A 4,412-nucleotide genomic window follows, 5' to 3' on the forward strand; every position below is an offset into this window, starting at 1 on the left:
ATCTATGTGGCGACTCACCTCCGGTCAACCCTTATTTCTCGTTTTTTTGGTCGACCTGCATTTTTTCTCGCCGCCCGCCTTCAGTCGAACAGCGGCAAGGCTGTGGTCGATTTGATCTCCTGCATCGCGAAAGACGAGCTGACGTCGTGCAGCGGCGCCACCTTGGTCAGCTTGCGATAGATTCGATCGAAGTCGGCGATATCGCGCGCCACCACCTTGAGCAGATAGTCGATCTCCCCGCTCATCCGGTAGAATTCGACCACCTCGGGGAATTGCGCCACCCCTTCGGCGAAGGTCTCAAGCCATTCGGCGGTATGATGCGCGGTCTTGATCGCAACGATCACCGTCACCCCCAGCCCGAGCCGCTCGCGATTGAGCACCGTCACGCGACGCGCGATCACCCCTTCGCGCTCGAGCCGCTTGATTCGCTTCCAGCACGGTGTCTGCGACAGACCGACGCGTTCGGCGATCTCCGCGATCGGTACGGTCGCATCCTCCTGAAGCAACGCGAGAATACGCCGATCGACCGCATCTAGAACGATATTCTCCATTTTCCCTCCATATGCCGCTCCATTTTCTCCATTACGCTACTGACGGAGCAAAATGAACACGGACATTTCGGTATCCGAACGATAGATTCCCGCTTATGGTTATGAGTGGAGACCCGTTGTGATCGACCGACTGTTTTTCGAACATCCGCGCTCGGTCGACGAAAGCTATGGCGAGCATATGCGTGCGGCCGGCGGGTTCGGGGTGGTGATGATCGGCGCCGGAGTCGCCTGTCTCGTCCACGCGCTGGTGCCGGGGCTGTTCGTCTCCACCGGGAGCAAGGCGATCGACCGGCTCCACGACAAGATGGTGCGCAACCGCCGCCGCCGCGCCGCCCCATCGGGCGAACGGCTGATTCGCTCGGGGAACGAAGCCGCATGACGGCAATGATGGCGGCGGACCTTTACGGGGACGTTCCGCCGGACAAGCCGCATTCGTGGCGCGAGATCGTCCCGGGGCTGGTCGTGGTGTGCCTCGGCACGCTCGCCGCGGGGTTCATCTCGGATCATTATGGCGCGCCGCTCACGCTGATGGCGCTGCTGCTCGGGCTGGCGCTCAATTTCCTGTCGAGCGACCGGCGGCTGCATCCCGGGCTCGGCTTCGCCTCGCGCTCATTGCTGCGGTGGGGAATCGTGCTGGTCGGCGCGCGGGTGACGATGACGCAGATCGTCGGGCTGGGGCCGGTCGCGCTGCTCGCGGTGGTGGCGATTCTCGTACTGACGATCGGCGCCGGGATCCTCGCGGCACGGCGATTCGGCTTCGACACCGGATTCGGCGTGCTCGCCGGCGGGGCGGTGGCGATCTGCGGCGCCTCGGCGGCGATGGCGCTGGCGACCACGCTCGGCAGCCGCCGCATCAGCGACGCGCAGCTCACGCTGGTGCTCGTCGGCATCTCGGCGATGAGCGCGGCGGCGATGGTGCTCTATCCGATCGTCGCGCATCTGCTCGCCATGTCCGATCTGCGCGCGGGCTTCATGCTCGGCGCGTCGATCCATGACGTCGCGCAGGCACTTGGCGCTGGCTATTCCTATTCCGACGGCGCCGGACAGATTGCGACGATCGTCAAGCTCACCCGCGTGGCCCTGCTCGCCCCGGTGCTGGCGGTGGTGGCGATGGCGCTGCCCAATGGCGACGGTCAGGCGAAGAATATCGGCGTGCCGTGGTTCGTCGTCGGCTTTTTCGTGCTGTCGGGGTTCAATTCGCTCGGCTGGGTGCCGACGCTCGCAGCGACCTGGTCGTCGAAGGTCGCGGCGGCATTCCTCGCCGCGGCGGTGACGGCGACCGCGATCCGCTCGCCCTTGCCCCAATTGCTCGACGCCGGGCCGCGCCCGCTGCTCATCATCCTCGCAGCGACGCTGACCGCCTTCGTGCTCGCGCTGCTCGCGGCGCTGTTCGTGCTCGGATAAGAGAATCACTGGCTGGGGCGGCAGGATTCGAACCTGCGTATGACGGTACCAAAAACCGTTGCCTTACCGCTTGGCGACGCCCCAGCATGATGTGCGGGCGCGCGCCTTAGCGCGCGCCGCCGTGAACCGCAAACGCTTATGCGACGCGGTGCAGCCAGTTGTGCGGATCGGCGGTGCGGCCGCGCTGGATCGCCCCGAGCTGCTCGAGGAAACGCTGGGTCGTCTGCCCCATCCCGCCCGAACCAATCTGGAAGGCGTAATCCGGCCCCGAGACCTTGCCGATCGGGGTGATCACCGCCGCGGTGCCGCAGGCGAAGCTTTCGACGAGCCGCCCGCTCTCGGCATCGGCGCGCCATTGATCGATGCCGTACAATTCCTCGCGGACGGTCAGCCCCTGATCGCGCATCAGCGTGATGATCGAATCGCGCGTGATCCCTGGCAGGATCGTCCCGGTCAGCGGCGGAGTGACGACCGATCCGTCGTCGAACACGAAGAAGATGTTCATCCCGCCGAGCTCCTCGATCCAGCGCCGCTCGGCCGCGTCGAGGAACACCACCTGATCGCACCCGCGGCGAATCGCCTCGGCCTGCGCGACAAGGCTGGTGGCATAATTGCCGCCGCATTTCGCGGCGCCCGTGCCGCCCGGCGCGGCGCGCGAATAATCGTGGCTGACCCACAAGGAGACCGGCTTCACCCCGCCCTTCCAATAAGAGCCGACCGAGGAGGCGAGCACCATATAGAGATAGTCGGCCGACGGCTTGACGCCGAGGAACGCCTCGCTCGCGATCATGAACGGGCGCAGATAGAGCGAGCCGTCGGGTCCGGTCGGGATCCAGTCGCGATCGGCGCGCACCAGCGCCTCGATCGAGCCGAGGAACAGATCATCGGGCAGTTCGGGCATCGCCATGCGCTGCGCCGAATTGCGGAAGCGCTGCGCATTGGCCAGCGGGCGGAACAGCGCGGTCGTGCCGTCTTCCATGCGATAGGCCTTGAGCCCTTCGAAAATCTCCTGCGCATAATGGAGTACCGCGGTGGCAGGATCGACCGTCAGCGTGGTGCGCGCGGTGATCTTGCCGTCATGCCAGCCTTTTTCCTGTGAATAACGCAGGATCGCCATATGATCGGTATGGACACGGCCAAACACCGGATCGACCAGCCGCGCGGCGCGCTCATTAGCGGGCACGGGGGAAGGGTTCGGCTCGAACGCGAAGTTCAAAAGATGCCTCCTGTCGATCTGGCGCGGCACGCGCGGTTGGCGGTTGCGATCGGGTAAGGCCGATGGCAATGCCGGTCAACATGGCTGCCACATCTCCTTCCGCTTCCCCGCTCTTCCTCCGCGAACCCGAGATCCGCCGCGGGCTGGAGCTGCTCTATTTCGGCAACAGCCACGTCACGCGCTCGATCGATCGGGGGCTGGCGCGGCAGGGGCTGGGCCGCGCGCACCACCGTGCGCTCTATTTCATCGCGCGCCGGCCGAACATGTCGGTCAGCGACCTGCTCGCGCTGCTCGCGATCACCAAGCAATCCCTGGGCCGCGTGCTCAACGAGCTCGCCGAACGCGGGCTGGTCGAGAGCCGCCCCGGCGAGCGCGACCGGCGCCAGCGCCTGCTGCGGCTGACCGATGCGGGCGCGAAGCTCGAAGGCGAGCTTTACGAAGCGCTGCGCGAGAAATTGTCCGGCGCTTATTCGAAGGCCGGGCAGGAAGCGGTGACCGGCTTCTGGGCGGTGCTCGAAGGGCTGATCCCCGAGGAGGAGCGCGAGCGGGTCGAGGCGCTGCGGCGCTGAGGCCTGGCGCCGCGAACCTTTCGCAAAGTTCACAAAGTTCACACGAGTGGCGCTCGCTGCGAGAATCGAAAATCAGTCAGTTATTCTTTGTAAAACAGCATCTTATGTTGCCCCGCTCGCGCTCGGCGCTTCACCCCCGCGCCGCCGCCGCCATTTCCTCGGCCCGCGCAGCGGAAGCGGCGAGCGTCGCCTGCATCAGCCGATCGAGCGCGGCGCCGTCATCGAGCACGTTGAGCCCGGCGCGGGTCGTCCCGCCGGGGCTGGCGACCGCATCGGCGAGCGCCCCCGGCGAACGCGGGTCGGTCGCCGCGAGCGCCGCCGCGCCGCGCACCGTCGCCAGCGCGAGCCGCGCGGCATCGTCATGCGCCACCCCCATCGCCCCCGCCGCACGCGCCAGCGCGTCGATGAAGCGGAACAGATAGGCCGGTCCGCACCCTGCCAGCACCGCCGCCGCGGCATAGACCGTGCCCGCCGCCCAGATCACGTCGCCGAGCGGCGCAAGCAACGCATCGACGCGCGCGCGAACCTCGGTCGGCACGTCGGGGGCGTTGACCACGCATACCCCCTGCCCCAAGGCAACGGGCAGATTGGGCATCATCGGCACCGGCACCGGGCCGGGAAAGGCGCGCGTCAGCACCGCCGCATCGACCCCGGCGAGGATCGACAGCAGGA

Annotated in this window: 6 protein-coding genes and 1 tRNA gene; 3 read left to right on the forward strand and 4 right to left on the reverse strand. The window is 66.7% G+C overall.

Annotated features, from left to right (window positions below):
- Positions 1 to 80 precede the first annotated feature (80 nt).
- Positions 81 to 551 (reverse strand): Lrp/AsnC family transcriptional regulator, encoded by a 471-nt coding sequence (locus tag BGN95_RS13160; RefSeq protein WP_179512668.1) that lies wholly within the window; start codon positions 549 to 551, stop codon positions 81 to 83.
- Between the two features lie 118 nt (positions 552 to 669).
- Here BGN95_RS13160 and BGN95_RS13165 point away from each other — a divergent pair, with 118 nt between their 5' ends.
- Entirely contained in the window at positions 670 to 930 is a 261-nt protein-coding gene (locus BGN95_RS13165; protein ID WP_265314678.1) for a DUF6356 family protein, read from the forward strand.
- Positions 927 to 1,955 (forward strand): YeiH family protein, encoded by a 1,029-nt coding sequence (locus tag BGN95_RS13170; RefSeq protein ID WP_179512670.1) that lies wholly within the window; start codon positions 927 to 929, stop codon positions 1,953 to 1,955. The genes BGN95_RS13165 and BGN95_RS13170 overlap by 4 nt, the downstream gene beginning before the upstream one ends.
- A gap of 9 nt (positions 1,956 to 1,964) precedes the next feature.
- Here the strand turns inward: BGN95_RS13170 and BGN95_RS13175 are convergent.
- A tRNA-Gln gene (locus BGN95_RS13175) sits at positions 1,965 to 2,039 on the reverse strand.
- 52 nt (positions 2,040 to 2,091) lie between these two features.
- A complete protein-coding gene (locus tag BGN95_RS13180; RefSeq protein WP_265272016.1) occupies positions 2,092 to 3,171 on the reverse strand; it encodes a branched-chain amino acid aminotransferase in 1,080 nt (359 codons plus the stop codon).
- 80 nt (positions 3,172 to 3,251) lie between these two features.
- On the opposite strand from BGN95_RS13180, the gene BGN95_RS13185 reads away from it, so the two are divergent.
- Positions 3,252 to 3,740, forward strand: coding sequence for a MarR family transcriptional regulator (locus BGN95_RS13185; RefSeq protein WP_179512671.1), 489 nt, complete (start codon positions 3,252 to 3,254; stop codon positions 3,738 to 3,740).
- A 130-nt stretch (positions 3,741 to 3,870) separates the two neighbouring features.
- On the opposite strand, the gene BGN95_RS13190 is transcribed toward BGN95_RS13185, so the two are convergent.
- A partial coding sequence (locus tag BGN95_RS13190) for a pyrroline-5-carboxylate reductase family protein (protein ID WP_286772870.1) occupies positions 3,871 to 4,412 on the reverse strand: 542 nt, incomplete at its 5' end.

This window comes from Sphingomonas sp. 66-10 (assembly GCF_001897045.1).
Taxonomy (GTDB): Bacteria; Pseudomonadota; Alphaproteobacteria; order Sphingomonadales; family Sphingomonadaceae; genus Sphingomonas; species Sphingomonas lycopersici.

Excerpts from the sequence above, each read along its gene's own strand:
- BGN95_RS13160 (WP_179512668.1), bottom strand. The coding sequence starts at position 551 with ATGGAGAATATCGTTCTAGATGCGGTCGATCGGCGTATTCTCGCGTTG.
- BGN95_RS13185 (WP_179512671.1), top strand. The coding sequence starts at position 3,252 with ATGGCTGCCACATCTCCTTCCGCTTCCCCGCTCTTCCTCCGCGAACCC.
- BGN95_RS13170 (WP_179512670.1), top strand. The coding sequence starts at position 927 with ATGACGGCAATGATGGCGGCGGACCTTTACGGGGACGTTCCGCCGGAC.